Source organism: Burkholderia sp. BCC0405 (assembly GCF_902833075.1).
Classification (GTDB): Bacteria; Pseudomonadota; Gammaproteobacteria; order Burkholderiales; family Burkholderiaceae; genus Burkholderia.
This window is the reverse complement of record NZ_CADFEO010000008.1, coordinates 144,542-171,218: the sequence shown is the minus strand read 5'-3', so window position 1 is coordinate 171,218 and position 26,677 is coordinate 144,542. Positions and strand designations below refer to the sequence as shown.

Sequence of the window (26,677 nt, the reverse complement as noted above, 5' to 3'; positions counted from 1 at the left end):
TTCCGCATGAGCGATCAAACGCAAGCCACATCCGGGCAGCGCGACGAACGGCGCGCCCACGCGTCGCAGTTCGACCTGCTGCGCGAGCGTCGTTTCGCACCGTTCTTCACGACCCAGTTCCTCGGCGCGCTGAACGACAACGTCTTCAAGATCGGCTTCACGTCGCTGGTCACCTATCACACCGCGCGGTTCGCCGGGGTCGATGCGAAGACGGCGGCTTTCCTGATTTCCGCGATCTTCATTTTGCCGTTCGTGCTGTTCTCGGCGACGTCCGGCCAGATCGCCGACAAGTACGACAAGGCGACCCTCACGCGCTTCGTGAAGACCTTCGAGATCGTGCTGATGCTGGTCGGCGCGGCGGGTTTCGTCACGCACAGCGCAATCCTGCTGTATCTGTGCACGTTCATGATGGGGATGCACTCGACGCTGTTCGGGCCCGTCAAGTATTCGTACCTGCCGCAGCATCTCGGCGAGCATGAGCTGGTGGGCGGCAACGGCCTCGTCGAGATGGGCACGTTCATCGCGATCCTGATCGGCACGATCATCGGCGGCGCGGCCGCGGGCATCGAAGGCAGCGGCGAGCGCGTGCTCGCGGTGAGCGTCGTCGTCATCGCGCTCGCGGGCCGGTTCGTCGCGCAGCGCGTGCCGTCCACGCCGGCGCCGCAGCCCGATCTCGTGATCAACTGGAATCCGTTCAGCGAGACCTGGCGCAACCTCGGGCTCGCACGCCAGAACCGCACCGTGTTCCTGAGCCTGCTCGGCATCTCGTGGCTGTGGTTCGTCGGCGCGACGTTCCTCACGTCGTTCTTCAATTTCGCGAAGGACGTGCTGTCCGCGAGCCCTGACGTCGTCACGATCCTGCTCGCGACGTTCTCGGTCGGCATCGGCCTCGGCTCGCTGCTGTGCGAACGCCTGTCGCAGCGGCGCGTCGAGATCGGCCTCGTGCCGCTCGGCTCGATCGGCATCAGCGTGTTCGCGATCGAGCTGTATTTCGCGAGCCATGCGCTGCCGTCGCCCGGCTATCTGCTGTCGGTTGGCGAGTTCCTGGCCGGCGCGCGCCACTGGCGCATCCTGGCCGACCTGTTCCTGCTCGCGATGTTCGGCGGCTTCTACAGCGTGCCGCTGTACGCGCTGATCCAGAGCCGCAGCGCGCCGACGCACCGCGCGCGGATCATCGCCGCGAACAACATCCTGAACGCGCTGTTCATGATCCTGTCGGCCGTGATGGCGATGGGGTTGACCAAGGCCGGCGTCGATATCCCGGGGCTGTTCCTCGTCACCGCGCTGCTTAACGTGATCGTCGCCGCGTATATCTATCTGCTCGTGCCCGAGTTCCTCCTGCGCTTCGTTGCGTGGGTACTCGTACACACTTTCTACCGGATTCGCCTCGTGCATGCGGAGCGGATTCCGGCAGAAGGGGCCGCCGTGCTCGTGTGCAACCACGTCAGCTACGTCGACGCGCTCGTGCTGGCCGCCGCGAGCCCGCGTCCGATCCGTTTCGTGATGGATCACCGGATCTTCAAGACGCGCTTCGCGAGCTGGGTGTTCCGGCATGCGAAGGCGATCCCGATCGCGCCGCGCCACGAGGATCCCGCGATGCTCGCGCGCGCGTACGACGCATGCGAGGCTGCGCTGAAGGAAGGCGAACTCGTGTGCATCTTCCCGGAAGGCAAGCTGACGAAGACGGGCGACATCAACACGTTCCACCACGGCATCACGGAGATCCTGACCCGCACGCCGGCGCCGGTGATTCCGATGGCGCTGCGCGGGCTGTGGGGCAGCTATTTTTCGCGGCATTCCGATGCGCGGATGCCGCGGCCCATCAAGCGCGGCGTGATGAGCCGGCTGACGCTGGCGGTCGGTGAGCCGATCCCGGCGTCGGTTGCGACGCCCGAGTCGCTGCAGGCCGCGGTGACCGAACTGCGCGGCGCGCGGAAGTAAGCGGGGCGGGCCCGGCGGCATCGCCCCGGGCCGTAATGACCGCCGCGAACCGGCCCGTTCGACCGGAACGGCGCGGGTCGGCGATCGTCGCACCGGCCCGTTCCCGTGGCTGGCCAGTGTGGTCTGAACGGTTCACACGGCCCGCAGGCACGGGACGGCTGGCATAATAGCGACTTACCTCTTTTTCTCGACCGGCAAACGATCGGCCTGCCTGCGGCCTCGGCAGCGCATCGGTTTGCCCATTTCTCTTTGGGCGGTTCCATCATGTCCGGCAATACCCTCGGCACGCTTTTCACTGTCACGACCTTCGGCGAATCGCACGGTCCCGCGATCGGCTGCGTGATCGACGGCTGCCCGCCGGGAATGGGGCTGACCGAAGACGACATCCAGGTCGAGCTCGATCGCCGCAAGCCCGGCACGTCACGTCACGTCACGCAACGGCAGGAGGCCGACAAGGTCGAGATCCTGTCGGGCGTGTTCGAAGGCGTGACGACCGGTACGCCGATCGCGCTGCTGATCCGCAACACCGACCAGCGCAGCAAGGATTACGGCAACATCGTCGAGACGTTCCGTCCCGGCCACGCTGACTACACCTATTGGCAGAAGTACGGCATCCGCGACTACCGCGGCGGCGGCCGCTCGTCGGCGCGCCTGACCGCGCCGATCGTCGGCGCGGGGGCGGTTGCGAAGAAGTGGCTGCGCGAGCGCTTCGGCGTCGAAGTGCGCGGCTACATGAGCGGCCTCGGCGAGATCGACGTGCCGTTCGTCGACTGGTCGCACGTGCACGAAAATCCGTTCTTCTCGCCGAATGCGGCGGTCGTGCCGGAGCTCGAGGCGTACATGGATGCGCTGCGCAAGGACGGCGATTCGATCGGCGCGCGCATCGACGTCGTTGCGTCGGGCGTGCCGGTCGGCTGGGGCGAGCCGGTGTTCGACCGTCTCGATGCGGACATCGCAAAGGCGATGATGAGCATCAACGCGGTGAAGGGTGTCGAGATCGGCGCGGGCTTCGAAAGCGTCGCGCAGCGTGGCTCGATGCATGGCGACGAGCTGACGCCGGACGGTTTCGTCGGCAACCATGCGGGCGGCGTGCTCGGCGGAATTTCGACGGGTCAGGACATCACGGTGTCGATCGCGATCAAGCCGACGTCGAGCATCCGCACGCCGCGCCGTTCGATCACGAAGGCCGGCGACGAGGCGACGGTGGAAACGTTCGGTCGTCACGATCCGTGCGTCGGCATCCGTGCGACGCCGATCGCCGAGTCGATGCTCGCGCTGGTACTGATCGACCATGCGCTGCGCCATCGCGCGCAGTGCGGGGACGTCGAGACGCCGACGCCGAAGATTGCGGGCAGCGCGACCTGACGCAAGCGGGCAGGGCGCTGCACGTCTCGCCCGGCCGTTGCGCGGAGCATGCAAAACGGGGCGCTGCTTCAGGCAGCGCCCCGTTTTGTTTGCGGCGTCTGATCAACGCGCCGTTCGTGGCGGCGCGTTCCGGCAATTACATGTTCGGGTAATTCGGCCCGCCGCCGCCTTCCGGCGTGACCCACACGATGTTCTGCGTCGGGTCCTTGATGTCGCAGGTCTTGCAGTGCACGCAGTTCTGCGCGTTGATCACCAGCCGGTCGCTGCCGTCGTCGTTCTTCATGAACTCGTACACGGCCGCCGGGCAGAAACGACCCTCCGGGCCCGCGTACGTGTGCAGGTTCACGTTCACCGGCACGCTCGCATCCTTCAGCGTCAGGTGCGCCGGCTGGTTCTCCTCGTGGTTCGTGTTCGAGATGAACACCGACGACAGCCGGTCGAACGTCAGCTTGCCGTCCGGCTTCGGATACTCGATCGGCTGGCATTGCGACGCCGGCTTCAGCATCTCGTGGTCCGCGTGCTTGTGGTGCAGCGTCCACGGCACGTTGCCGCCCATCACCTTCTGCTCGAGCCCCACCATCAGCGTGCCGAGGTACAGGCCCTTGGCCATCCACTGCTTGAAGTTGCGCGCGCGGTACAGCTCCGTGTACAGCCACGATTGCTTGAAGGCATCCGGGTACGCGTTCAGCTCGTCGCTCTGACGGCCGGCCTGCACCGCGTCGAACGCGGCATCGGCCGCCAGCATGCCGGTCTTGATCGCCGCGTGGCTGCCCTTGATCCGCGATGCGTTCAGGAAGCCTGCGTCGTCGCCGATCAGCGCGCCGCCCGGGAACACCGTCTTCGGCAGCGACAGCAGCCCGCCGGCCGTGATCGCGCGCGCGCCGTACGACACGCGCTTGCCGCCTTCCAGGAACGCGCGGATCGACGGGTGCGTCTTGTAGCGCTGGAATTCCTCGAACGGCGACAGGTACGGGTTCGTGTAGCCGAGGCCCACCACGAAGCCGACCACGACCTGGTTGTTGTCCATGTGATACAGGAACGAGCCGCCGTAGGTATCGGACTTCAGCGGCCAGCCGGCCGTGTGGATCACGAGGCCCGGCTTGTGTTTGGCCGGATCGATTTCCCACAGCTCCTTGATGCCGATCCCGTACGCCTGCGGATCGGCGTTCGCGTCGAGCTTGAACTTCGCGATCAGCTGGCGGCCGAGGTGGCCGCGGCAGCCTTCGGCGAACAGCGTGTACTTCGCGTGCAGCTCCATGCCGAGCTGGAAGTTCTCGGTCGGCTCGCCGTCCTTGCCCACGCCCATGTTGCCGGTCGCGACGCCCTTCACGGAGCCGTCGTCGTTGTAGAGGATCTCGGCGGCCGGGAAGCCGGGGAAGATCTCGACGCCCAGCGCCTCGGCCTGCGCCCCCAGCCAGCGCGTGACGTTGCCCAGCGAAATCACGTAGTTGCCGTGGTTCTGGAAATTGGCGGGCAGCGCCCAGTTCGGCGTGGTGACCGCACTTTTCTCAGACAGGAACAGGAAGCGGTCTTCCGTCACCTCGACGTCGAGCGGCGCGCCGCGTTCCTTCCAGTCGGGGAACAGCTCGGTGATCGCGCGCGGGTCCATCACCGCACCCGACAGGATGTGCGCGCCGATCTCGGAACCCTTCTCGAGCACGCACACGCCGATCTCGGCGCCTTTCTCGGCGGCCAGCTGCTTGAGCCGGATCGCCGCCGACAGCCCGGCGGGGCCGCCGCCGACGATCACGACGTCGTATTCCATCGATTCGCGCGGGCCGTATTGCTCGATGAGGCTTGCGGGGGTCATTGGCGTTCCTCTAACCGTTAGAATGCTTTTATTCGGGAGCGTATTGTCTGCGAAACGAAACGCTTGCCGCAACAGCATGCGGCTAGATTAGCACGATCGTTCTATTTTTGTGCTAGGGTAATGCCGTTCGGGCCGTACTGCCCGCGGCGGCGAAACGACATCGAAAGGGGAAGTGCAAATGGGTCGGTCGATCAATCTGGAAGGCAAGGTTGCGCTGGTCACGGGTGCGTCGAGCGGCCTCGGGCAGCGCTTTGCGCAGGTGCTGTCGCAGGCCGGTGCGAAGGTCGTGCTTGCGAGCCGTCGCGTCGAGCGCCTGAAGGAGCTGCGTGCCGAGATCGAGGCGGCGGGCGGTGCCGCGCATGTCGTGTCGCTCGACGTCACCGACGTCCAGAGCATCAAGGCGGCGGTCGCGCACGCGGAGACGGAAGCCGGTACGATCGACATCCTCGTGAACAATTCGGGCGTCTCGACGATGCAGAAGCTCGTCGACGTGACGCCGGCCGATTTCGAGTTCGTATTCGACACCAACACGCGCGGCGCATTTTTCGTCGCGCAGGAGGTCGCGAAGCGGATGATCATGCGCGCGAACGGAAGCGGCAACGGCAAGCCGCCGTGCCGGATCATCAACATCGCGTCGGTGGCCGGGCTGCGCGTGTTTCCGCAGATCGGCCTGTACGCGATGAGCAAGGCGGCGGTCGTGCAGATGACGCGTGCGATGGCGCTCGAGTGGGGGCGCCACGGGATCAACGTCAATGCGATATGTCCGGGCTATATCGATACCGAAATCAATCATTACCTGTGGGAAACCGAGCAGGGCCAGAAGCTGCAGTCGATGCTGCCGCGCCGGCGCGTCGGCAAGCCTCAGGATCTCGACGGGCTGTTGTTGCTGCTCGCGGCCGACGAGTCGCAGTTCATCAATGGCTCGATTATCTCCGCCGACGACGGCTTCGGCCTCGCCTGAGCGGATGACATTCAGCAACACAGAAGACTGCAATGAGTGATTATTCCCCCGTTTTTGAGATGTCGATGCCGATCCGCTGGGGCGACATGGACGCGTTCGGCCATGTGAACAACACGGTCTATTTCCGCTACATGGAACAGGCGCGGATCTCATGGTTCGAGGAACTCGGCATCGCCGGCGGCAACGGCGAGGGGCAGGGGCCCGTCATCGTCACGGCGTCGATGGAGTTCCTCAAGCAACTGCACTATCCGGGTGACGTGATCGCGAGGATGTCGGCTGCGAAGCCTGGCCGCAGCAGCTTCGACACGGGTTTCGAGCTGACGCGCGCCGACGATCCGCAGCACGTCTATGCGCGCGGCAACGCGCGCTGCGTGTGGGTCGACTACGCGCTCGGCAAGTCGGTGCCGCTGCCCCAGTTGCTGCGCGACACGATCGAGCGCGCGCTCGCGGCGAAGGTCGGCTGAGCGCCGATACGGCGTAGCCGGCCCGGTACAAGGTCGCCGGCGGCACGCCATACCCGTTATTTCCCGAATCGGCTGCCATATGCGGCCGATTGTCGTCAGGGAGCCGCCATTCACTGCCCGAGCAGGCGCTGCAGCAGCTCCGGGGTATTGTTGGTCCCGTACTTGCGCATCAGCCGTGCGCGGTAGATGTCGACCGTGCGCGAACTGATGTCGAGCACGCGCCCGATCTGTTTGCTGGTCTTGCCGGTCGCGAGCTGCGCGGCGATCTCGCGCTCGCGCGGGGTCAGTTCGACGGCGACCCGGCGCGTCGCGCTCAAATCCTCGAAGGTCCACACGCCCGCCGCAAGTGGCGCGGTGCGGTCGATCGCGCGGCCGGTGACGTGGCACCAGAACAGTTCGCCGTCCGCCCGTTTCATGATTCTGTCATCCGAGTAGATGCCGTTCGCGGCCATCACGCGCGAGATCCGTTCGCCGATTCGCTGGAATTCGTCCGTCGACGGGTAGAGCACCTCGTACGACTTTCCGATGAGGTCGGCCCGCACGCAGCGGAAGATCGACGCGAGCGCGTCGTTGCAGTCCTCGATCACGCGGTCGCGCGACATCACGAGGCCGAGCGGCGCGAGGTGGAAGGCAGTCTGGTAATCGAGAGCGGGCATGGCGCGGGCAACCGGAGGCAAACGCTTATGTATTTTTGCGTATTGTGCCGCATCCGCGCCGCATCGTACCCTTTCAGGCATCTCACGGCGGTTTGCCGCGACATAAAAACAGCGCGCCTCGACGCAGGCATCGCCGCGCATGCATAGAATGATGCGGCGGGCTTGCGGGCCAGGTGGGCGCGTGAACCGGTTTTGCTGGTTTCCATAAAGGAAGGGACAACAGATGAACAAAGTCTATCCAAGCGCGGCTGCCGCGCTGGAAGGGATCGTCCACGACGGACAGACCTTCGCGGTGGGCGGCTTCGGCCTGTGCGGGATTCCGGAGGCGCTGATCGCGGCGTTGCGCGATTCGGCCGTCAAGGGCATCACCTGCATCAGCAACAACGCGGGCGTCGACGGTTTCGGCCTCGGCCTGCTGCTGGAAACGCGCCAGATCAAGAAAATGATCTCGTCGTACGTCGGCGAGAACAAGGAGTTCGAACGCCAGTATCTGGCCGGTGAACTCGAGCTCGAATTCACGCCGCAAGGCACGCTCGCCGAAAAGCTGCGGGCGGGTGGCGCGGGCATTCCGGCGTTCTTCACGAACACGGGCTACGGCACCGTGATCGCGGAGGGCAAGGAAACGCGCCAGTTCGGCGATCGCCACTACGTGCTCGAGCCGTCGCTGACGGCCGATGTCGCGCTCGTGAAGGCCTGGAAGGCCGACAAGTCCGGCAACCTGATTTTTCGCCGCACCGCGCGCAACTTCAACCCGATGTGTGCGATGGCCGGCAAGATCACCGTCGCGGAGGTCGAGGAGATCGTCGAGAACGGCGAGCTCGATCCGGACCACATCCATACGCCGGGGATTTTCGTGCAGCGCATCGTGCTGAACGCGACGCCCGAAAAACGCATCGAACAACGCGTCGTACGCGCGAAAGGAGACTGACATGGCCTGGAATCGTGACCAGATGGCCGCGCGCGCGGCGAAGGAACTGCAGGACGGCTTCTACGTGAACCTCGGCATCGGCCTGCCGACGCTCGTTGCGAACCACGTGCCGGAAGGCGTCGAGGTGTGGCTGCAGTCGGAGAACGGCCTGCTCGGCATCGGCCCGTCGCCGACCGAAGACGAAGTCGACGCCGATCTCATCAACGCCGGCAAGCAGACCGTCACGACGCTGCCGGGCTCGTCGATCTTCTCGTCGGCCGATTCGTTCGCGATGATTCGCGGCGGCCATATCAACCTCGCGATCCTCGGCGCGATGCAGGTCAGCAAGCAGGGCGATCTCGCGAACTGGATGATCCCGGGCAAGATGATCAAGGGGATGGGCGGCGCGATGGATCTCGTCGCCGGTGTGAAGCGCGTCGTCGTGCTGATGGAGCACGTCGCGAAGGGCGATCAACACAAGATCCTCGACGAATGCAACCTGCCGCTGACGGGTGTCGGCGTGGTCGACCTGATCATCACCGATCTCGGCGTGATCGAAGTCACCCCGGCCGGGCTGAAGGTCCTCGAGCTCGCCGACGGCGTGAGCGCCGACGAGATCCAGGCGAAGACGGGCGCACCGCTCGACGTCAGCGCGGTGGCCTGAGCGTCACCTTGTTGCGTCATTCTCGACGCCCCGCGCGCCTGACGGAACGCGGGGCGTTTTGGTTTTGTCGTGAATGCATGCATCACGCGATCGCGCCGCCGCCGTCGATCAGTGCCGTCGAACCGGTGGCATAAGGCGTCGCCGCCAGATACAGGATCGCATGCGCGACATCCTCCGGCTGGCCGACTCTGCGTTCCGGAAGCCGCTGTGCGGCGCCGGCGTACATCGCGTCGCTTGCGTAGGGGGCGAGCTTGTCCCACAGCGGCGTCGCGATCAGGCCCGGCGACACGGTATTCACGCGAACCGGCGCCAGCTCGAGTGCCAGGCCGCAAGCGAGCGCCTCGAGCGCCGCGTTGATCGCGCCTTGCAGGACCGACGACGCGTTCAGCCGCACACTGAGGTAGGCCGACACGAACGTCAGCGAACCGCCGGGCGCGATATCGATTGCGCGGGCGATGCGGTATGCGCCCCAGAACTTGCTGTCCATCGCCACTTGCGCGTCGGCAAGCGGCCATGCACGGACGGGGCCAGTGGCAGTATTCGCGGCGGAAATCACGACGTGGTCGAACTGGCCGGCGCGCGCAGAATTCATCGAAGTCCGCGGTATTCGTGATGTTGAGCGTTTCGGTCCGCACGTGCGCGCCTGGCACATCGTCGGCGAGTAGTTGCGACCTTCGATCAGCAGGATGTCGTTGTTGCGCAGCGTGTACGGGACCACCACGAAATCGCGACCGCCGACGGTCTCGGTGAACGGCTCGTCGCGACCGCCGTCGTCGATGTGATACGCGCAGCCGAGTTTCTTCAGTAGCGACAGCGTATGCGGTCCGCGCCGCAGCCAGTTGCAGTTGTACCCGGTCGGCCGCAGGCCCGTCGCCGCTTCGACCATGTCGCGTGTTTCGGCCGGGACGCGGCGCTCGTCGTCGCGGCACATCGCGAATTGCGCGAGCAGTTGCGGGACGCGTGGCGCCGCGGCGATTGAACCCGCCACGGTCGATGGGCCAGGCGCGTGACGCCTCGTCATTCCGAAGCGGTTTACAATCGTTTGCATCAGGCGCCGCAAGCGTTGTCCCGCGCGTCGCCCCCCGTTCGACAGGATGCCAACGATGCCAACGACTCCAGCGAATCCCCCGGTTCCCCGCCAGCGGCGCGTGCAGTGTGCGAGCGCGGCCGGCCTGCACCACGTCGCCTATACCGAATGGGGCGATCCCGCGAATCCGCGCGTGCTTGTCTGCGTGCACGGCCTGACCCGCTCCGGGCGCGATTTCGACAGGCTCGCCTCCGCGCTGTCCGATACGTATCGCGTCGTCTGCCCCGATGTCGTCGGGCGTGGCCGGTCGGACCGGCTCTCCGATCCGCGGCTCTATGCGATTCCGCAGTACGTGGCCGACGCGGTGACGCTGATCGCGCGGCTCGACGTCGAATCGGTCGACTGGTTCGGCACGTCGATGGGTGGCCTGATCGGCTTGGCGCTCGCGGGGCTGCCCGGTTCGCCGCTGCGCCGGATGATCGTCAACGACGTCGGTCCGCGTATCGAACCCGATTCGCTTACGCGCATCGGCGAATACCTCGGCGTACAGCCGCGGTTTGCGACGGAGCAGGAGGGGATCGACTATCTGACGTCGCTGTCGCTGCCGTTTGGTGCGCTGAGTGCCGACGAGTGGCGCGAGATCAACGGGCCATTGCTGCAAGAGCTGCCCGAAGGCGGCTGGACGATGCGCTACGATCCGCGCATCGCCGAGCCGTTCAAGGCGACGACGCCCGAACTGGCCGCACTCGGCGAGGCCGCGCTATGGCGCGCGATCGAGACGACGGACGCGTCGCTGCTGGTCGTGCGCGGCGAGACGTCCGACTTGCTGTCGCGCGAGACGGCGGCCGAAATGGTAGGTCGCGGCCGGCATGTGACGCACGTCGAAATTCCGGGTGCGGGCCACGCGCCGGCGTTCGTCAGCGCCGATCAGATTGCGCTCGCGCGGCGGTTTTTCGTCGAAGGCAGCGCATAAACGCGTCATAATATGCGGTTCGGCGGCACGCGGGCCGTGTTGCCGCCCGATTCCTTACCCATCACGACCGGAACATTTCATGGCAGTCATTCGTCACCACGTCGGGGCCCGACTCTCCGAAACCGCGATCCACAACGGTACCGTGTATCTGGCCGGCCAGATCGCCGAAGACACCACGCAGGACATCAGGGGCCAGACGCGCGAAGTGCTCGGCCACATCGACCGCCTGCTCGCCGAAGCGGGCAGCGACAAGGCGCATCTGCTGTCGGTGCAGATCTACATCTCGGATCTGGCGAACTTCGAGGGCATGAATGCGGAGTGGGACGCATGGGTCGCGCAGGGCAACACGCCGCCGCGCGCAACCGTCGAGGCGAAGCTCGCGGATCCGGCGCTGCTCGTCGAGATCGTCGTCGTCGCCGCGCAACGGAGCTGAGCGTTATCCGACGATGACCGTAATTCGCCAGACCGTGCAATGACCGAATCCGCTTCCGCCTCTTCCATCGCGGCGCCGTCGTTCGACGACGTGCTCGCGTTCGTGCGCGAGCGGGCCGGAGACGCGCGCCTGTCGTCCGGCGAATTGCTGGCCGATCACTCGGCGGGCACGGCGGCGATCATGCGCACGCTGAACGTCGATCCGTCTGCGATGCAGGCCGCTGCGCTGTTTGTGCTGACGCCGCACCTGAGCGATCCCGAGCGCGAGCTGACCGAGCGTTTCGGCGAGGAAGTGGCGCGGCTCGTGTCCGACGTGCGCAAGCTGCTGCGGCTCGGCACCGTCAGCCTGCGCGCCGCGCAGAACGCGAAACCCGACTCCGGGCGCGACGCGGCGGAAGAGCGGCGCACGCAGATCGAGGCGCTGCGCAAGATGCTGCTTGCATTCGCGCAGGACATCCGCGTGGTGCTGATCCGGCTCGCGTCGCGGTTGCAGTCGCTGCGCTACTACGCGGCTGCGAAGATCGACCCGCCGCCCGACGTTGCGCGCGAGACGCTCGAGATTTATGCCCCGCTCGCGAACCGGCTCGGTATCTGGCAACTGAAGTGGGAGCTCGAGGATCTCGCGTTCCGCTTCGAGGATCCCGTGACCTACAAGCGGATCGCGAAGCTGCTCGACGAGAAGCGCATCGAGCGCGAGGCGTACGTCACGCAGGCGATCGCGCGGCTGCAGCACGAGCTGGCGGACGCGAACATCCAGGCCGAAGTGAGCGGCCGGCCGAAGCATATCTACAGCATCTGGCGCAAGATGCGCGGCAAGGAGCTCGATTTTTCCGAGTTGTACGACGTGCGCGCATTTCGCGTGATCGTGCCGGACATCAAGGATTGCTACGCGGTGCTCGGCATCGTGCATCACCTGTGGCAGCCGGTGCCGAAGGAATTCGACGACTACATCTCGCGACCGAAGCCGAACGGCTACAAGTCGCTGCATACGGTGGTGATCGGCGACGACGGCCGCGCATTCGAAGTGCAGATCCGCACGCAGGAGATGCACCGTTTCGCCGAGTACGGCGTTGCCGCGCACTGGCGCTACAAGGAAGCCGGCGCGCGCGGCTATGGAGGCCAGTTCTCGGCGAGCGACAAGTACGACGAGAAGATTGCATGGCTGCGCCAGTTGCTCGCATGGAAGGATGACGTCGAGGACGGCGCGGAAAAGTCGGGCGACAAGGCGTGGGCGCAATTGCGCGAGACGTCGCTCGACGACGACCACATCTACGTGCTGACGCCGCAGGCGCGTGTGATCGCGTTGCCGCAGGGTGCGACGCCGGTCGATTTCGCGTACCACCTGCACAGCGAACTTGGCCATCGCTGCCGTGGCGCGCGTGTTGACGGCGCGATGGTGCCGCTCAACACGCCGCTCGCAAACGGCCAGACGGTCGAGATCGTCGCGGTGAAGGAGGGCGGGCCGTCGCGCGACTGGCTGAACCTGCAGCTCGGCTATTTGAAGAGCTCGCGCGCGCGTCAGAAGGTGCGGGCGTGGTTCAACTCGATCGAGCAGGAAGAAAACGTCTCGCATGGCCGCGCGCTCGTCGAAAAGACGCTGCAACGCGAGGGCAAGACGTCGGTCAACCTGGACAACCTCGCCGCGAAGCTCGGCTTCAAGTCGCCCGAGGAGCTGTTCTCGGTCGTCGGCAAGGAAGAGTTCAGCCTGCGCAATGTCGAGCACGCGCTGTCCGATGCGCCGCCACCCGAACCGGCGCCCGAGGCGCCTGCCGATTTCGAGAAGCGCAGCAGCGGTGCGAGCGTGGCGCACGGCGCGTCGACCGGCGTGCTGGTCGTGGGTGTCGACGCGCTGCTGACCCAGCTCGCGCGCTGCTGCCGTCCGGCGCCGCCCGATCCGATCAGTGGTTTCGTCACGCGCGGCAAGGGGATGTCGATCCATCGCACCGATTGCCCGACCTTCCGCCGGATGGTCGAGCGCGCGCCGGAGCGCGTGCTGCAGACGACCTGGTCGGCCGACGTGCTCGGCGGGCGAGGCGCGTCCGTCTATCCGGTCGACCTGATGATCGAGGCGAGCGACCGGCAAGGGTTGCTGCGCGACATCTCCGAAGTGTTCGCGCGCGAGAAGATGAACGTCGTGGGCGTGAAGACGCAGAGCCGCCGCAACGCGGCATTCATGCAGTTCACGGTCGAGGTGTCGAACTCGGCGCAGGTGCAGCGCGCGTGCACGCTGCTCGGCGAGGTGCAGGGCGTCGTGCGGGCCGGTCGGAAGTCCTGATATGGGGTTCGAACACCGTTATTTTGCTGCGACTGCATAAAAATACTTGCCAAACGGGTAACGGCTCCATATAATCTTAGCTTCACTAGGCTCGTAGCTCAGCTGGTTAGAGCACCACCTTGACATGGTGGGGGTCGTTGGTTCGAGTCCAATCGAGCCTACCAACGAATTGAGAATGCCCGGTCCTCCGGGTGTTCGATGCAGCAAATAACTCAACGCAAACAAGGCGAATACGGTTATGACACCGCGAACGTTGACCGAAACCTTTTCGGAGCGACGCTAGTCGAGGAACCCTTTCGCCCTTTCAGTTTGAGTGAAGTATCGAATGCGGCCCCTCGAAAGCGGGGCCGCATTTTTTTTGTCGCGAAATTTTCCCGCGTGATTTTTAAATCGCGTACCTGGTCTGCCGCCCACTGTCGGCATCACGGAGATTGCTATGGTTTCGATACGCTTGCCTGACGGCTCAGTTCGACAATACGAGCATCCGGTGACAGTTGCCGAGGTTGCAGCCTCGATCGGTCCCGGCCTTGCGAAGGCTGCGCTTGGTGGCAAGCTCGATGGCGAGCTCGTCGATACGTCGGCCGTGATCGACCGCGACGCGTCGCTCGCGATCGTGACCGACAAGGACGCCGACGGCCTCGACATCATCCGTCACTCGACGGCGCACTTGCTCGCGTACGCGGTGAAGGAACTGTATCCGGACGCGCAGGTGACGATCGGCCCGGTGATCGACAACGGTTTCTATTACGACTTCTCGTACAACCGTCCGTTTACGCCGGAAGATCTGGAAAAGATCGAAAAGCGCATGCAGGAACTCGTGAAGAAGGACGAGCCCGTCACGCGCCGTGTCGTGTCGCGCGACGAAGCGGCGGGCTACTTCCGCAGCATCGGCGAGAAGTACAAGGCCGAGATCATCGAATCGATTCCGCAAAGCGATGAAATCAAGCTGTATTCGCACGGCGGCTTTACCGATCTGTGTCGCGGCCCGCACGTGCCGTCCACCGGCAAGCTGAAGGTCTTCAAGCTGATGAAGGTCGCGGGCGCGTACTGGCGCGGCGATTCGAAGAACGAGCAGCTGCAGCGCATCTATGGCACGGCCTGGACGAAGAAGGAAGACCAGGATCAGTACCTGCACATGCTCGAGGAAGCGGAAAAGCGCGACCACCGCAAGCTCGGCAAGCAGCTCGACCTGTTCCACATGCAGGAAGAGTCGCCCGGCATGGTGTTCTGGCATCCGAAGGGCTGGGCGCTGTGGCAGCAGGTCGAGCAGTACATGCGCCGCCGCGTGAGCGAAGCCGGTTACCTCGAGATCAAGACGCCGATGATCATGGACCGCTCGCTGTGGGAGGCGTCGGGCCACTGGCAGAACTACCGCGAGAACATGTTCACGACGGAGTCGGAGAAGCGCGACTACGCGATCAAGCCGATGAACTGCCCGGGCCACGTCCAGGTGTTCAAGCACGGCCTGCGTTCGTACCGCGACCTGCCGCTGCGTTACGCGGAATTCGGTTCGTGCCACCGCAACGAGGCATCGGGCGCGCTGCACGGCCTGATGCGCGTGCGCGGCTTCGTGCAGGACGATGCGCACATCTTCTGTACGGAAGACCAGTTCATCTCCGAATCGATCGCGTTCAACACGCTGGCAATGAGCGTGTACAAGGACTTCGGCTTCGATCACATCGACATCAAGCTGTCGCTTCGCCCGGAGCAACGTGCGGGTACGGACGAAACCTGGGATCGCGCCGAGCAGGGCCTGCGCGATGCGCTGACGGCCTGCGGCCTCACGTGGGAAGAACTGCCGGGTGAGGGTGCGTTCTACGGTCCGAAGATCGAGTATCACATCAAGGATGCGCTCGGCCGTTCGTGGCAGTGCGGCACGCTGCAGCTCGACATGGTGCTGCCGGAGCGTCTCGGCGCCGAGTATGTCGCGGATGACAGCAGCCGCCGTCGTCCGGTGATGCTGCACCGTGCAATCGTCGGTTCGATGGAGCGTTTCCTCGGCATTTTGATCGAGCACCACGCTGGTGCGATGCCGGCCTGGCTCGCGCCGTTCCAGGCAGTTGTGCTCAATATCGCCGAAAGTCAGGCCGAATATGCGCAATCTCTGGCCCAATCGTTGCAAAAACAAGGGGTTAGAGTGACGGCCGATTTGCGCAATGAGAAGATTAGCTATAAAATACGCGAGCACACGCTGGAAAAGGTGCCTTATCTCCTCGTCGTGGGGGATAAGGAGCGTGATGCGCAAACGGTAGCCGTGCGTGCCCGTGGCGGCGTCGATCTTGGCGTGATGCCGGTCGAAGCCTTCGTTGAGCGTTTGCAGGAAGACCTGCGGTCGTTCAAGTAACCGCCCTGGCAGCGCGGCTCGTTTTTTTAATTTTTAGAGGAAACGTAACATCGCTACTGATAAGTCGTCGCACCGCATCAACGGTGAAATCACTGCGCCGGAAGTGCGCCTGGTCGGGATCGAGAACGAGCCGCTCGGTATCGTAAAACTCGCTGATGCTTTCCGTAAATCGGAAGAACTGGATGTTGACCTGGTGGAAATCGCGCCGCAAGCGGTTCCCCCGGTTTGCCGTCTGATGGATTACGGCAAGTTCAAGTACCAGGAATCGAAAAAGCAACACGAAGCGAAGCTGAAGCAGAAGGTCATCCAGGTCAAGGAAGTCAAGTTCCGCCCGGGTACCGATGACGGTGACTACAACGTCAAGCTCCGCAATCTCGTGCGCTTCCTCGAAGAAGGCGACAAGACGAAGATCACGTTGCGTTTCCGCGGCCGCGAAATGGCTCACCAGGAAATCGGTATGCGGATGCTTGAGCGTCTGCGCACGGATCTCGAGGAAGTCGGCCAGGTCGAGCAGATGCCGAAGATGGAAGGGCGCCAGATGATCATGGTGCTTTCGCCGAAGAAAAAGAAGTAACGGGCCCGCGCGCTTCGCGCGCAGGTTCGCAGTGGTTCGGCGCGTTGCCCGTCAGGGCGGCGTGCCAACAATGACGGCGGCTGCGCAAGCGGTTCGCCGTACACAAGTGGACTGGGTTTCGAAGGGCGGGTCAAGGGCGCAAGCCAACCGCACACCCATCGCCATCTAATAAACTGGAGTTGTTCGTCATGCCTAAGATGAAGACCAAGAAGAGTGCTGCAAAGCGCTTCGTGGTGCGGCCGGGCGGTACCGTCAAGCGCGGTCAAGCCTTCAAGCGTCACATCCTGACCAAGAAAACCACGAAGAACAAGCGTCACCTGCGCGGCGCAACGGCAGTTCATGATTCCGATCTGAACTCCGTCCGCGCGATGCTGCCGTTCGCGTAACCCCTAACTGATACTCTAAGGAGAGAAACATGCCTCGAGTCAAACGTGGGGTAACCGCACGGGCCCGCCACAAGAAGATCATCAACCTGGCCAAGGGTTATCGCGGCCGCCGCAATAACGTCTACCGCATCGCCAAGCAGGCGGTGATGCGCGCTGGTCAGTACGCGTACCGCGATCGCCGCAACAAGAAGCGTGTGTTCCGCGCACTGTGGATCACGCGTATCAACGCGGCAGTTCGCCAGCACGACATGACCTACAGCGTGTTCATCAACGGCCTGAAGAAGGCGTCGATCGAACTCGACCGTAAGGTGCTGGCCGATATGGCGGTGTTCGACAAGGCTGCTTTTGCTGCGATCGTCAAGCAGGTGAAAGCCGCCGTTGCAGCCTAATTGCGAAATTAGCACTGCGTGGTTAGTTGCAGCGATGTTCCGGTAGTCTCGGCCGCTGCAGCGAAAACGGGGCTCTTCCGAGCCCCTTTTTTGTTTGGTGGGCGATTTCGCTCGCCAAGACCGAATGACGTTGGAAATGATGGGATCTATGGATCTGGACCAGATTGTCGCCGACGCGCAGCAGTCCTTCGAACAGGCTGCCGACATCACCACGCTCGAAAACGAGAAAGCACGATTTCTCGGCAAGTCGGGCGCGCTGACCGAGTTGCTGAAGGGTCTCGGCAAGCTCGATCCCGAAGCACGCAAGACCGAAGGCGCACGCATCAACGTCGCGAAGCAGCAGGTTGAAGCCGCGCTGACCGCACGTCGTCAGGCACTGGCCGACGCGCTGCTGAATCAGCGCCTCGCCGCCGAAGCGATCGACGTGACGTTGCCGGGCCGCGGCGCCGGAGCCGGCAGCCTGCACCCCGTGATGCGCACGTGGGAGCGTGTCGAACAGATTTTCGGCTCGATCGGCTTCGATGTGGCCGACGGCCCCGAAATCGAGACCGACTGGTACAACTTCACGTCGCTGAACAGCCCGGAGAACCATCCGGCGCGTTCGATGCAGGACACCTTCTACGTCGAAGGCAAGGATGCCGACGGCCGCCAGCTGCTGCTGCGCACGCACACGAGCCCGATGCAGGTGCGTTACGCGCGCATGAACCGTCCGCCGATCAAGGTGATCGCGCCGGGCCGCACGTATCGCGTCGACAGCGATGCGACCCACTCGCCGATGTTCAATCAGGTCGAGGGGCTGTGGATCGACGAAAACATCAGCTTCGCCGACCTCAAGGGCGTCTATACCGACTTCCTGAAAAAATTCTTCGAGCGCGACGACATCCTCGTGCGCTTCCGTCCGTCGTATTTCCCGTTCACGGAACCGTCGGCCGAGATCGACATGATGTTCGAGCAAGGCAAGAACGCCGGCAAGTGGCTTGAGATCTCCGGTTCGGGGCAGGTGCATCCGACCGTGATTCGCAACATGGGCCTCGATCCCGAGCGCTACATCGGCTTTGCGTTCGGCAGCGGCCTCGAGCGCCTGACGATGCTGCGCTACGGCGTCCAGGATCTCCGGCTGTTCTTCGAGAACGACCTGCGTTTCCTGCGCCAGTTCGCGTAACGCCGCGCGCCGCGCCGACCTGTGCCCGCGCACGCCCCGACGGCCGATCCGACGGGGCCCGGGCGTCGATCTAACCTGTTTCGAACGTAGACATCCATGCAATTCCCTGAATCCTGGTTGAGAACCTTTGTCGACCCGCAGCTGACGACCGACGAACTGTCGCACGCGCTGACGATGGCGGGGCTCGAAGTCGAATCGCTGAGCAAGGCTGCGCCGCCGACGTCGAAGATCGTCGTCGGCCGCGTGCTCGAAGTCGTCAAGCATCCGGATGCGGACAAGCTCAATGTCTGCCAGGTCGACGCCGGCACCGGCGCGACGCTGAATATCGTCTGCGGCGCACCGAACGTCGCGCCCGGCATCAAGGTGCCGGTCGCGCTGGTCGGCGCGGAACTGCCGCCGGCAGAAGAGGGCGGCAAGCCGTTCGCGATCAAGCTGTCGAAGCTGCGCGGCGTGGAGAGCCAGGGGATGCTGTGCTCGGCGCGCGAGTTGAAGCTGTCCGAGGATCACAGCGGCCTGCTGGTGCTGCCGGAAGACACGCCGGTCGGCCAGGACATCCGCGAGACGCTCAATCTCGACGACACGATCTTCGAAATCAAGCTGACGCCGAACAAGGCCGACTGCCTGTCCGTGTTCGGCATCGCACGCGAGACGGCCGCGATCACCGGCGCGCCGCTGACGCCGGTCGACATCCGCCCGGTGCGCGTCGAGCTCGACGAGACGCTGCCGGTGCATATTGCCGCGCCCGATCTGTGCGGCCGTTTCTCGGGGCGCGTGATCCGCGGCGTGAACGCGCATGCGAAGACCCCGCAGTGGATGGTCGAGCGCCTCGAGCGGTCCGGCCAGCGCAGCGTGTCGGCGCTCGTCGACATCTCGAACTACGTGATGTTCGAGCTCGGCCGTCCGTCGCACGTGTTCGATCTCGACAAGATCCACGGCGGCATCGAGGTGCGTTGGGGCAAGCGCGGCGAATCGCTGAAGCTGCTCAACGGCAACACGGTCGAACTCGATGAAACGGTCGGCGTGATTTCGGACGACCGCCAGGTCGAAAGCCTGGCCGGCATCATGGGTGGCGACAGCACGGCCGTTACGCTCGATACGACCAACATCTACCTGGAAGCCGCATTCTGGTGGCCGGACAGCATCCGCGGCCGTGCGCGCAAGTACAACTTCTCGACCGATGCGGCGCATCGCTTCGAGCGCGGCGTCGATTACGCGACGACCGTCGAGCACGTCGAGCGCATCACGCAACTGATTCTCGAGATCTGCGGCGGCAAGGCCGGGCCGGTCGACGATCAGTCCGTGAACCTGCCGCAGCGTGCGCCGGTGAAGATGCGCGTATCGCGCGCGAACCGCATCATCGGCGTGCAGATCGGCGCCGACGAGATCGCCAGCATCTTCACGCGCCTCGGCCTGCCGTTCGAGCGTGAAGACGACGCGTTCCTCGTCACGCCGCCGTCGCATCGCTTCGACATCGAGATCGAGGAAGACCTGATCGAGGAAGTGGCGCGCATCTACGGCTTCGAAAAGATCCCGGCGCGTCCGCCGGTCGCGACGAGCGAAATGCGCGCGACCAACGAGACGCGGCGCTCGATCCACGACATCCGTCACGCGCTTGCCGCGCGCGACTACGCGGAAACCGTCAACTTCAGCTTCGTCGATGCGGAGTGGGAGCGCGATTTCGCCGGCAACGACAACCCGATCCGGCTGCTGAACCCGATCGCGAGCCAATTGTCGGTGATGCGCACGACGCTGTTCGGCAGCCTGATTTCCGTGTTGCGCCACAACCTGAACCGCCGCGCGGATCGCGTGCGGGTGTTCGAGGCTGGCCGCGTGTTCCTCGCCGATGCGGCGGCGAAGGCCGGTGAGCTGACGGTCGAGGGTTATGTGCAGCCGAAGCGCGTCGGTGCGCTTGCCTATGGTCCGGCGCTCGATGAGCAGTGGGGCGTGGCGACCCGCGCGGTCGATTTCTTCGACGTGAAGGGCGATCTCGAGGCGCTGCTCGCGCCCGCGGCCGCACGCTTCGTGAAGGCAGAGCATCCGGCCCTCCATCCGGGCCGCAGCGCGCGCATCGAAGTCGATGGCCGTGCGGTCGGCTGGATCGGCGAACTGCACCCGCGCCTGATGCAGAAGTACGAGCTGCCGCACGCGCCGGTGATGTTCGAGATCGATGCGGACGCGCTGATTGCGCGTGCGTTGCCCGCGCCGACCGACGTGTCGAAATTCCCGCCGGTTCGTCGCGATATCGCCGTTGTCGTCGATCAGGCGGTCGAGGTTCAGGCACTTTTCGACGAAATGAAGAAGGCGCTTGCGGAAGAGGCCTGCCGATTCGTTCAGAAGGTTGTACTCTTCGACGAATTTCGTGCAAAATCAAATACTTCCGGTGGTCTTGCCGAGCACGAGAAGAGCCTTGCCTTCCGCGTGACGCTGCAGGACGCGGCTGGCACGCTGCAGGACGAGGTCGTCGATCAGGCGATCCAGACGCTGGTCGAGCGGATAGCTCGTGCCGGTGCGCGCCTGCGCGGCTAAGGAGAAGGTCCGCCCGCTCGCGGGCGGCCTTTTCCATCGTAAGTTTTGATTTAACGCGCTGTATGGCAGATATGAACGACATGACCTCGAGTGAATTCGAAGCCCTCCTGACGGCGCAACGCAGCGCCATGAACCGCGACGCTTCGGCGCCGGCGTCCACCGAGACGCCCACGCTGACGAAGGCGGAACTGGCGGAGCTGCTGTTCGACAGCGTCGGGCTGAACAAGCGTGAAGCGAAGGACATGGTCGAGGCGTTTTTCGAGGTGATTCGCGACGCGCTCGAAAACGGCGAAAGCGTCAAGCTGTCGGGGTTCGGCAATTTCCAGTTGCGCGACAAGCCGCAGCGTCCGGGCCGCAACCCGAAGACGGGCGAGGCGATTCCGATCGCGGCCCGCCGGGTGGTAACCTTCCACGCGAGCCAGAAGCTCAAGGCGCTGGTCGAAAACGGCGCGGAGTAAGCCCCGCGCGCTGACGCCCCCGCGCGGCCGCCGCGCACCCTTTACCGACGGTTAACCGACGATGACCACTACGGTTGAGAAAGTCGTCTTGCCTCCGATTCCCGCGAAGCGCTACTTCACGATCGGTGAAGTCAGCGAACTGTGCGGGGTCAAGCCGCATGTGCTGCGTTATTGGGAACAGGAATTTACTCAACTGCGGCCGGTGAAGCGGCGTGGCAATCGTCGGTATTACCAGCACCACGAAGTGCTGCTGATCCGGCGGATTCGCGAATTGCTGTACGAGCAGGGATTCACGATCAACGGTGCGCGCAACCGGCTCGATTCGCCGGCTGCCGAGCGGACCGCGGCCACACCCGTCGAGCCGGAGGCGCAGGCTGCCGATGCACGCGCGCCGGGCAAGCCGGGTGCAACCGTCGACGTCATTGCATTGCGGCAGGCGCTGCTCGACGTGATCGACGGACTGAAGCACGGCTGAGCGCGAAGCGCGAAGGATGAAATGAAAAGCCCGGTTGGCGACGTGCTACCGGGCTTCTTTCATGCGTGTCGTGTGCGCTTCAGCGTGATGCGAGCGGGTTTTTCTGCCCCATGTCGACGACCAGCGTGCCGTCCGGCAGCATCCGCACCGAGCCTTGCGCGACCTGGCTGCGGTAGCCGTACAGGTCGAAACGCATCGGGCCGGCCTCGGCCGAATTCCGGATCAGCGCGCGCACGTTCAGTTCGAGCACGTTGAACATCTTCATGTCGCCGCCTTCTATCCACATGTAGCTCGGTGCATCGATCTGCGGCCGTTGCGGCGCGGGCGCGCCTGCCATGCGCCTGAACGTGAGGCGCAGCCCGTCGCGCTCGACCGTCGCCTGTCCGAGCTTGCCGTTCAGTACGGGTGGCGGGAACACGGTGTACTGGTCGAGCACGAGCGTGTCGCCACGTAGTTCCGCGCCGCGCCGCTGCAACGGCGTCAGCGAAGCGAGCTCGATGCCGAGCGAGCGCAGCAGCTTCGCCTGCGGAATGCCGAGCACCGACACCTGGGACGGCTTGAACGCGAGGTGCCGGTCGTCGAGCACGGACAGCGTGCCCTTCATGTCGGTCGGCAGCCAGACACCCGGCACGTGATTCCACAGCTTGATGCCGCCCTGGACACGCAGGTTCGTGCCGTCCGCGCTCAGTTGCAAGTCGTTGAGCGAGCGCGGCGAGTAGTCGAGCAGGTAGTTGTTGAAGAGCGCGGACATCGCCTTCCACGACTCGACGACGGTGCCGCCGAGAATGCGGATGTCGTACTGGTTCGGGTCGTCGAGATCGACGGGGTCGCCGGGCCGCTTCGATACGAGTTCCACGTCGAGATCCTCGACGTGAAAGCCGATATCGCCGGACAGGTTGAAGTCGACGTTGCGCAAGTGGATCGTCGGGTTGCGGTTCGACACGTGCCGTTCGTTGAACGGCGTGGTCGACGTGCGGCGCATCGCGACCTTCTGCATGCGGGGGGAGGCGGTGTTTGCCGCGAGCGCATAGGCTTCCCAGTGCTGTCGTATGTCGCGCAGCGCGTTTTGCTGCGCGGCGAGGAAGCTGTCGTTCAGGCGCGCGGCCGCGTTGCCGAGCGGCGCGCCGCTGGCCGGGCCCGCATACGAGGGCATCCGGATTGCCATCGCCCCACTTTCGTCGAAGTTGAAGTAGCCGGCCGACACCTGGTCGCGGTAGTGATACAGGTCGAACACGAAAGTCTGGCCGGGCTTCGTGGAATCGACCGGGCCGATCAGGATGTCCGCGTTCATCGGCATCGAGCGCATGAACTTCACGTCGCCGCCGCGAATGACCATCGCCTGCTGCGGTGCGTTCGCGGGCATCGCGAAGCCGGCGTGCGTGCCGTCGTCGAGCTTCAGGTCGAGGCCGGCCGGCGTCACGCGCAACGCGGTGATCGTGAGCTTCAGGCGTGGCGGCGGCATCAGCTTGTCGACCGACATCACGAGATCGTCGCCGGCGAGCTGCGCGATCGGCGTCTGGACTTTCAGCAGGTCGGCCATCTTCACGTTGGCCGCGCGCATCACGGGCTGCGCGTCGATGCCTGATACGTGCACACCCGTCGGATGGAACACGAGCTGGCTGCCGTCGCGGATCGCGAGCGTGCCGGTCAGCGAGAACGGCACCCAGCCGTCGCGCTGCATCTCGCCTTGCAGGTGAATCACGCCGTCGCCGGCCGATACGGCGAGCTTGCGCAGCGGCGCGTTGCGGTAGCCGAAGATGTAGGTGTTGAAGAGGGCGGTCAGCTTCGCGTTGTCGAGCGTGACCGTGCCTTCATGCACGTCGATCTCGAAACTTGTCGGATCGTCGAATACGATCGGCGCGCCGGCCTGCGTCGGCACGAGCGTCGCTGACAGCTGGTGGATGAAGAAGCCGAGGTTGTTGACGATACGGAAATCGACGTCGCGCAGGAACGTCATCGCGCCGTTCTGGCCCGAGTCGCGCAGCGTGAACGGGCGCGATTGCGTGAGGCTCATTGATGCGAGCGACGGCACGGTGCGGGCGACCTGCTGCTCGCGGGCGAGGCGTTCCGCCTTGGTGCGTTCGATCTTCGTCGACGCGGCCGACGTGTTGCTGTCGCGCTGTGCGGACGATTCCGCGCAACCGGCACACAGCATGGCGAGCGCCAGCACGCCGCAGCCGAACGCGCGGGATGTCCTGGGCGAGATGGGGCGGACCGCGCGTGGCGGACCGGAAAACCAGTCGAAAATTGCCAAAGGCGAGCGATGGCCGCGCCGGACCGCATTCCGCATCGTCTGTCTCCATGTCTTGTCGTGATCGACGGCTGCGCGCGCCACTGCACGGTGCGAGCGTCGATGCGGTGCAGTGTGGCATAGCGCGGTAGAGCGGCGTTACCAAACAACCGGCGCTCGGACGGGGCCGGCCGGCGGGCTGCGGGACAACGGATTCGGGGTGGTTGGACGGCTGGATCAAACGGTCGTTTGGTTGACGCGACCCATCATCGGCGGCTCTTGCTGCGCCTGGGCAAACCCGCTCCAGCCTTGGCCGGTGCGGGTTTCGTCGGATTTGATTTGCGGCGGTCGAGGCGCGGATGCGATCCGGCCCCTTCGCAGCGACCTGCGGGTCGGTCAGACCAGCATGTGCTGCCGGATTGCGTTCAGCGTCGTCTGGTCGAGTTGCAGGCCGTTCGCGATATACGACGCCATCGAGCCGTACGACGCGGTGACCTGATCGAATGCCGCCTGCAGATAGTCGGTGTGTGCGTCTTGTAGCGCGGTCATCATGTCTGCCGAATTTTGCCCGCCGGCATTTTGTGCCTGAGCGACCGAAGCGGCGATTTCCGATGCGCTATAGACGTTCGTTAGCAGATAGTCGGAGAATATCGTCTGCTCGGACGCACCGAGGATCGTGTGCAGGATCGCGGTTGCCCAGCCCGTGCGATCCTTGCCGGCGGTGCAGTGGAACACCAGGTTTTCGCCGGAGACGGCGAAACCGGTGAAGAGCGCGTGATAGCTGGCATGCGCGGTGTCCGACGTGACGAACGCACGGGTACATGCTCAACATGAAAGCCGTCGCGGTGGCGCCGGTGGTCGGGATCGGATCGATGCTAGCGGCCTCGGGCACGTTGAGGTTTTGCCAGGTGGCGCCGGCCAGCGGCACATCCGGTTGCGTCTTGATCTCGGCGGGCGTGCGCAGGTCGCAAACTTGCCTGATCCCGAGCGTGCCGACGGCGGCGACATCCGCGGCGACAACGCGAGCGCGGATGAGCGATAGATTACGCCTTTCTTGATCTCGGCGCCGCTCGTTGTCACGTAGCCGGTTCCGTCCGGGCCGGCCGTGTCGCGAAAATTCGATGCGGAACTCAGCTGCGGTGTCGTGACGGGCGCGACCGAAATCGAGTCGCCTCCGCATGCCGACAGAAGCGATGCGCTTCCCGGCGCCACGCCTATCGTGCCGATGCCCAGCCGGAGAAAATGTCGACGGGAAATTTCGTTTTTCCGATGCATTCAATGCCCTGTGTCGGAGACGGTTACAAGAGGTCGCGACTTCGGTGGTGACCGAAGCCGCCGCCCGTATCACGCGCGGCGCGGCAAAGCCGGGGGCGTCCGGATCGATCGGCATGCAGTCGGACGGTTCGCCCGCACGCATCGATCTCGCGCCGGGTAACCGCACGGTAGTGATTTGCGGCGAACCGGCCATCGTCCTTTTCGACTAGATTGGAAAGCGGGTTGCCACTGTCGGTTGCGCGTTGGGGCAGGTAGGATCGGTGGCAGCAGCGAGGTAAGATCGGTAGCAGTGACTATATCGACCAAAGCACGGTAGCCATCACGGGGAAGCGTCATGGATCTCAAGGAAGTCGACGTATTGGGTGCGGGCGTGGGCGATCACTGGTACTACGCGTCGAAGGCGAGTGCGATCCGTCGGTTCCTGGGGGCGCCAGCCGCGAACCGGATACTCGATGTCGGTGCAGGCTCCGGCTTCTTCTCGAAGCACTTGCTGGAGCGTACGCAGGCGACGGAAGCATGGTGTGTCGATACGAGCTACGCCGACGATACCGATGGCGAGGCGGCCGGCAAGCCCATCCACTTTCGGCGATCCGTTGATCGATTCGATGCCGATCTCGTGTTGCTGATGGACGTGCTCGAGCATGTCGATGACGATGTCGGTCTGCTCACGCAGTATGTAGAGGGTGCGCCTTCGGGCAGCCGCTTCCTGATCACGGTTCCCGCGTTCCAGTTCCTCTGGAGCGGTCATGATGATTTTCTGGAGCACAAGCGCCGATATACGCTCGGCAGTCTCGAGGACGTGGTCCGTCGGGCGGGGCTCGACGTCGAGCACGGCGCCTATTATTTCGGCCTCACGTTTCCGCTCGCGGCAGCGTTGCGGCTCGGTGAGCGCGTGCGGCGGCAACCGAGCGCGCCGGCGTCGCAATTGCGTCGTCATCATCCGTTCGTGAACGGCCTGCTCAAGACGGTCTGCCGGATCGAGTTGCCGATGTTCCGTTTCAACCGCGTCGCCGGGCTGACGGTCATCTGTGTCGCGCGCAAGCGGTGAATGCGAGGTCGTGTGGCCGGTGCGCAGGGCGCCATGCCATGCGCGTCGTTGCTTGCATCGGAACCGTCACGCCAAAAAAATTCACAAGAATACGCACAAAATGCATGCGACCCGTTCTAAATCGGAAAACTGTCTGTTATAATTTTTTTCTTTCGGGGCGTAGCGCAGCCTGGTAGCGTACCTGCATGGGGTGCAGGTGGTCGGAGGTTCAAATCCTCTCGCCCCGACCAGACAAGAACCCGCGTCAGCTTACGCTGACGCGGGTTTTTTCTTGCCCGTCGCTTTTTTGCACATCGTGGCGCGGCCCCGGTAAAATGCAAGGTTGATCCACGGAA

The 26,677-nt window shown here is 64.4% G+C and carries 23 protein-coding genes, 2 tRNA genes and 1 pseudogene; 21 read left to right on the top strand and 5 right to left on the bottom strand.

Going from position 1 to position 26,677, the window contains the following annotated elements; genetic code table 11:
- Window positions 1–6 precede the first annotated feature (6 nt).
- On the top strand, window positions 7–1,941 hold the full coding sequence (locus HWX36_RS15770; protein WP_175952973.1) for an MFS transporter: 1,935 nt from the start codon (window positions 7–9) through the stop codon (window positions 1,939–1,941).
- 264 nt (window positions 1,942–2,205) lie between these two features.
- The gene (aroC, locus tag HWX36_RS15765; RefSeq protein WP_175952972.1) at window positions 2,206–3,306 is read left to right on the top strand and encodes a chorismate synthase; all 1,101 of its coding nucleotides are present in this window, start codon (window positions 2,206–2,208) and stop codon (window positions 3,304–3,306) included.
- Window positions 3,307–3,442: 136 nt separating this feature from the next.
- Here the strand turns inward: aroC and HWX36_RS15760 are convergent, their stop codons facing one another.
- Complete coding sequence (locus HWX36_RS15760) at window positions 3,443–5,116, bottom strand: electron transfer flavoprotein-ubiquinone oxidoreductase (protein WP_175952971.1); 1,674 nt, start codon at window positions 5,114–5,116, stop codon at window positions 3,443–3,445.
- A gap of 178 nt (window positions 5,117–5,294) precedes the next feature.
- Between HWX36_RS15760 and HWX36_RS15755 the strand changes: the two genes are divergently transcribed.
- Both HWX36_RS15755 and HWX36_RS15750 read left to right on the top strand, forming a co-directional pair.
- Window positions 5,295–6,077 (top strand): SDR family oxidoreductase, encoded by a 783-nt coding sequence (locus HWX36_RS15755; RefSeq protein WP_011351770.1) that lies wholly within the window; start codon window positions 5,295–5,297, stop codon window positions 6,075–6,077.
- A gap of 32 nt (window positions 6,078–6,109) precedes the next feature.
- On the top strand, window positions 6,110–6,541 hold the full coding sequence (locus tag HWX36_RS15750; protein WP_011351771.1) for a thioesterase family protein: 432 nt from the start codon (window positions 6,110–6,112) through the stop codon (window positions 6,539–6,541).
- Between the two features lie 110 nt (window positions 6,542–6,651).
- On the opposite strand, the gene HWX36_RS15745 is transcribed toward HWX36_RS15750, so the two are convergent.
- Window positions 6,652–7,197, bottom strand: coding sequence for a LuxR C-terminal-related transcriptional regulator (locus HWX36_RS15745; protein ID WP_175952970.1), 546 nt, complete (start codon window positions 7,195–7,197; stop codon window positions 6,652–6,654).
- A 223-nt stretch (window positions 7,198–7,420) separates the two neighbouring features.
- Here HWX36_RS15745 and HWX36_RS15740 point away from each other — a divergent pair, with 223 nt between their 5' ends.
- Both HWX36_RS15740 and HWX36_RS15735 read left to right on the top strand, forming a co-directional pair.
- Window positions 7,421–8,125 (top strand): CoA transferase subunit A, encoded by a 705-nt coding sequence (locus HWX36_RS15740; RefSeq protein WP_175952969.1) that lies wholly within the window; start codon window positions 7,421–7,423, stop codon window positions 8,123–8,125.
- Window position 8,126: 1 nt separating this feature from the next.
- Window positions 8,127–8,768 carry a CoA transferase subunit B gene (locus HWX36_RS15735; RefSeq protein ID WP_047900502.1) on the top strand — a complete coding sequence of 214 codons (642 nt, stop codon included), beginning with the start codon at window positions 8,127–8,129 and terminating at the stop codon, window positions 8,766–8,768.
- Window positions 8,769–8,850: 82 nt separating this feature from the next.
- On the opposite strand, the gene HWX36_RS37775 is transcribed toward HWX36_RS15735, so the two are convergent.
- Entirely contained in the window at window positions 8,851–9,756 is a 906-nt protein-coding gene (locus HWX36_RS37775; RefSeq protein ID WP_347879217.1) for an SDR family oxidoreductase, read from the bottom strand.
- Window positions 9,757–9,871: 115 nt separating this feature from the next.
- On the opposite strand from HWX36_RS37775, the gene HWX36_RS15720 reads away from it, so the two are divergent.
- The 12 genes from HWX36_RS15720 to HWX36_RS15665 all read left to right on the top strand — a co-directional run bounded on the left by HWX36_RS15720 (window position 9,872) and on the right by HWX36_RS15665 (window position 21,789).
- The gene (locus HWX36_RS15720) at window positions 9,872–10,768 is read left to right on the top strand and encodes an alpha/beta hydrolase (protein WP_175952968.1); all 897 of its coding nucleotides are present in this window, start codon (window positions 9,872–9,874) and stop codon (window positions 10,766–10,768) included.
- A 79-nt stretch (window positions 10,769–10,847) separates the two neighbouring features.
- Entirely contained in the window at window positions 10,848–11,201 is a 354-nt protein-coding gene (locus tag HWX36_RS15715) for a RidA family protein (RefSeq protein ID WP_175952967.1), read from the top strand.
- A gap of 39 nt (window positions 11,202–11,240) precedes the next feature.
- Window positions 11,241–13,475: a bifunctional (p)ppGpp synthetase/guanosine-3',5'-bis(diphosphate) 3'-pyrophosphohydrolase gene (locus tag HWX36_RS15710; protein WP_175952966.1), complete on the top strand. Its 2,235-nt coding sequence runs from the start codon at window positions 11,241–11,243 to the stop codon at window positions 13,473–13,475.
- Between the two features lie 87 nt (window positions 13,476–13,562).
- Window positions 13,563–13,639 (top strand) — tRNA-Val (locus tag HWX36_RS15705).
- A 272-nt stretch (window positions 13,640–13,911) separates the two neighbouring features.
- Window positions 13,912–15,819: a threonine--tRNA ligase gene (gene thrS, locus HWX36_RS15700; protein WP_175952965.1), complete on the top strand. Its 1,908-nt coding sequence runs from the start codon at window positions 13,912–13,914 to the stop codon at window positions 15,817–15,819.
- A 49-nt stretch (window positions 15,820–15,868) separates the two neighbouring features.
- Window positions 15,869–16,393, top strand: a complete 525-nt coding sequence (gene infC, locus HWX36_RS15695) for a translation initiation factor IF-3 (RefSeq protein WP_071734130.1) — start codon at window positions 15,869–15,871, stop codon at window positions 16,391–16,393.
- 188 nt (window positions 16,394–16,581) lie between these two features.
- Window positions 16,582–16,779 carry a 50S ribosomal protein L35 gene (rpmI, locus tag HWX36_RS15690; RefSeq protein WP_004191477.1) on the top strand — a complete coding sequence of 66 codons (198 nt, stop codon included), beginning with the start codon at window positions 16,582–16,584 and terminating at the stop codon, window positions 16,777–16,779.
- 29 nt (window positions 16,780–16,808) lie between these two features.
- Complete coding sequence (rplT, locus tag HWX36_RS15685; protein ID WP_004192938.1) at window positions 16,809–17,168, top strand: 50S ribosomal protein L20; 360 nt, start codon at window positions 16,809–16,811, stop codon at window positions 17,166–17,168.
- 148 nt (window positions 17,169–17,316) lie between these two features.
- A complete protein-coding gene (gene pheS / locus HWX36_RS15680) occupies window positions 17,317–18,330 on the top strand; it encodes a phenylalanine--tRNA ligase subunit alpha (RefSeq protein ID WP_048244063.1) in 1,014 nt (337 codons plus the stop codon).
- Between the two features lie 96 nt (window positions 18,331–18,426).
- A complete protein-coding gene (pheT, locus tag HWX36_RS15675; RefSeq protein WP_175952964.1) occupies window positions 18,427–20,856 on the top strand; it encodes a phenylalanine--tRNA ligase subunit beta in 2,430 nt (809 codons plus the stop codon).
- Window positions 20,857–20,927: 71 nt separating this feature from the next.
- Entirely contained in the window at window positions 20,928–21,314 is a 387-nt protein-coding gene (locus HWX36_RS15670; protein ID WP_006486093.1) for an integration host factor subunit alpha, read from the top strand.
- A gap of 61 nt (window positions 21,315–21,375) precedes the next feature.
- A complete protein-coding gene (locus tag HWX36_RS15665) occupies window positions 21,376–21,789 on the top strand; it encodes a MerR family transcriptional regulator (protein ID WP_175952963.1) in 414 nt (137 codons plus the stop codon).
- 79 nt (window positions 21,790–21,868) lie between these two features.
- On the opposite strand, the gene HWX36_RS15660 is transcribed toward HWX36_RS15665, so the two are convergent.
- Both HWX36_RS15660 and HWX36_RS37770 read right to left on the bottom strand, forming a co-directional pair.
- Window positions 21,869–24,079: a hypothetical protein gene (locus tag HWX36_RS15660; RefSeq protein WP_175952962.1), complete on the bottom strand. Its 2,211-nt coding sequence runs from the start codon at window positions 24,077–24,079 to the stop codon at window positions 21,869–21,871.
- A gap of 336 nt (window positions 24,080–24,415) precedes the next feature.
- Window positions 24,416–25,199 (bottom strand): annotated as a pseudogene (locus HWX36_RS37770) (tyrosine-protein phosphatase).
- Window positions 25,200–25,338: 139 nt separating this feature from the next.
- Here HWX36_RS37770 and HWX36_RS15650 point away from each other — a divergent pair.
- The 3 genes from HWX36_RS15650 (at window position 25,339) to HWX36_RS15640 (ending at window position 26,572) form a co-directional block, all read left to right on the top strand.
- Window positions 25,339–25,503, top strand: a complete 165-nt coding sequence (locus tag HWX36_RS15650) for a hypothetical protein (protein WP_175952961.1) — start codon at window positions 25,339–25,341, stop codon at window positions 25,501–25,503.
- A gap of 125 nt (window positions 25,504–25,628) precedes the next feature.
- Window positions 25,629–26,342, top strand: a complete 714-nt coding sequence (locus tag HWX36_RS15645; protein WP_175952960.1) for a methyltransferase domain-containing protein — start codon at window positions 25,629–25,631, stop codon at window positions 26,340–26,342.
- A gap of 153 nt (window positions 26,343–26,495) precedes the next feature.
- Window positions 26,496–26,572 (top strand) — tRNA-Pro (locus HWX36_RS15640).
- Window positions 26,573–26,677 lie beyond the last annotated feature (105 nt).

Coding starts and splice junctions, on each gene's coding strand:
- HWX36_RS15710 (WP_175952966.1), top strand. CDS start 11,241: ATGACCGAATCCGCTTCCGCCTCTTCCATCGCGGCGCCGTCGTTCGAC.
- rpmI (WP_004191477.1), top strand. CDS start 16,582: ATGCCTAAGATGAAGACCAAGAAGAGTGCTGCAAAGCGCTTCGTGGTG.
- HWX36_RS15750 (WP_011351771.1), top strand. CDS start 6,110: ATGAGTGATTATTCCCCCGTTTTTGAGATGTCGATGCCGATCCGCTGG.
- HWX36_RS15770 (WP_175952973.1), top strand. CDS start 7: ATGAGCGATCAAACGCAAGCCACATCCGGGCAGCGCGACGAACGGCGC.
- rplT (WP_004192938.1), top strand. CDS start 16,809: ATGCCTCGAGTCAAACGTGGGGTAACCGCACGGGCCCGCCACAAGAAG.
- HWX36_RS15720 (WP_175952968.1), top strand. CDS start 9,872: ATGCCAACGACTCCAGCGAATCCCCCGGTTCCCCGCCAGCGGCGCGTG.
- aroC (WP_175952972.1), top strand. CDS start 2,206: ATGTCCGGCAATACCCTCGGCACGCTTTTCACTGTCACGACCTTCGGC.
- HWX36_RS15755 (WP_011351770.1), top strand. CDS start 5,295: ATGGGTCGGTCGATCAATCTGGAAGGCAAGGTTGCGCTGGTCACGGGT.
- HWX36_RS15740 (WP_175952969.1), top strand. CDS start 7,421: ATGAACAAAGTCTATCCAAGCGCGGCTGCCGCGCTGGAAGGGATCGTC.
- pheS (WP_048244063.1), top strand. CDS start 17,317: ATGGATCTGGACCAGATTGTCGCCGACGCGCAGCAGTCCTTCGAACAG.
- HWX36_RS15645 (WP_175952960.1), top strand. CDS start 25,629: ATGGATCTCAAGGAAGTCGACGTATTGGGTGCGGGCGTGGGCGATCAC.
- thrS (WP_175952965.1), top strand. CDS start 13,912: ATGGTTTCGATACGCTTGCCTGACGGCTCAGTTCGACAATACGAGCAT.
- HWX36_RS15715 (WP_175952967.1), top strand. CDS start 10,848: ATGGCAGTCATTCGTCACCACGTCGGGGCCCGACTCTCCGAAACCGCG.
- HWX36_RS15745 (WP_175952970.1), bottom strand. CDS start 7,197: ATGCCCGCTCTCGATTACCAGACTGCCTTCCACCTCGCGCCGCTCGGC.
- HWX36_RS15670 (WP_006486093.1), top strand. CDS start 20,928: ATGAACGACATGACCTCGAGTGAATTCGAAGCCCTCCTGACGGCGCAA.
- HWX36_RS15665 (WP_175952963.1), top strand. CDS start 21,376: ATGACCACTACGGTTGAGAAAGTCGTCTTGCCTCCGATTCCCGCGAAG.
- HWX36_RS15660 (WP_175952962.1), bottom strand. CDS start 24,079: ATGCGGAATGCGGTCCGGCGCGGCCATCGCTCGCCTTTGGCAATTTTC.
- pheT (WP_175952964.1), top strand. CDS start 18,427: ATGCAATTCCCTGAATCCTGGTTGAGAACCTTTGTCGACCCGCAGCTG.
- HWX36_RS15735 (WP_047900502.1), top strand. CDS start 8,127: ATGGCCTGGAATCGTGACCAGATGGCCGCGCGCGCGGCGAAGGAACTG.
- HWX36_RS15760 (WP_175952971.1), bottom strand. CDS start 5,116: ATGACCCCCGCAAGCCTCATCGAGCAATACGGCCCGCGCGAATCGATG.